The organism is Ruminococcus sp. 5_1_39BFAA (assembly GCF_964240875.1).
In the GTDB taxonomy this organism is placed as follows: Bacteria; Bacillota; Clostridia; order Lachnospirales; family Lachnospiraceae; genus Blautia_A.
The window spans coordinates 1-1,140 of sequence record NZ_CAXSVO010000090.1; the positions used below are offsets into that span (position 1 = coordinate 1).

General features: G+C 39.8%; 1 pseudogene. It reads left to right on the forward strand.

The features are described 5' to 3' along the window. Window positions 1-147: 147 nt before the first annotated feature. Window positions 148-1,140 (forward strand): annotated as a pseudogene (locus ACESZH_RS23900) (transposase); the annotation flags it as partial.

Below are 1,140 nucleotides of genomic sequence, written 5' to 3' on the forward strand. Positions count from 1 at the left end.
CGGGAGTTTGACAGTTTCATATTTCAAAAAAACCTTACAGGCCTTATAAAGCCTGCTTTTTTTATGTCAAATTTTTCGTTTTATTTTATAGTATTATCTGGCATTATTTTCCGAGGTATGATATAATGTATTCAGGAGGGTTTCTGTATGAAAGTAACTACATCTAAATCGAAAAATTCTGAATCTTTTTATATCGCAAAAAGTTTTATTAACAATAATGGGAAAAGTACGTCCGTCAATGTTCGTAAACTTGGGACACTTAAGGAACTTCTGGTTGAGCATGGGCCTACCCGTGATGATGTCATGAAGTGGGCTAAAGAAGAAGCCAGGATAGAAACTCTTAAATATAAAAAGGAACAACAGGCTAAAGCTGTCCAGATAACGTTTCATTCCGACCAAAAGCTGGATTATAACCAGCAGGTCTTTTATCGCGGAGGTTATCTTTTTCCCCAGGCTTTTTACTATCGCCTTCAACTTGATAAAACCTGCCGGAAGCTCCGGGACAAGCATAGGTTCAGATATGATATCAATGCCATCCTTTCCGATCTTATTTATGCCAGAATCCTCGAACCAGCCAGTAAACGTTCTTCTTATAAGGCAGCGTCTGAATTTCTGGAAAAGCCTTCTTATCAACTGCATGATATCTATCGGGCTCTTGATGTCCTGGGAAGTGAATGCGATTTTATCCAGTCAGAAGTATATAAGAACAGCCATCTGCTTGGAAAACGCAACGATAAGATCCTTTATTACGACTGCACAAACTATTATTTTGAGATCGAGCAGGAAGAGGGTGATAAAAAATACGGCAAGTGCAAAGAACACCGTCCAAACCCCATCATCCAGATGGGAATGTTCATGGATGGGGATGGTATCCCCCTTGCATTTTCACTCTTTCCTGGAAATGCAAATGAACAGACTTCCCTGAAACCACTGGAAGAAAAAGTGCTCCAGGATTTTGGCTGTACGAAATTTATTTACTGCAGTGATGCCGGACTCGGTTCAGAAGCGATCAAAAGGATAAACCATGCCGGTGAACGTGCTTTTATTGTCACCCAGTCCATAAAAAAGTTAAATAAAGATGATAAAAAATGGGCCTTGGACAGGACTGGTTTTAAACGTGTATCCGATGACACACCTGTT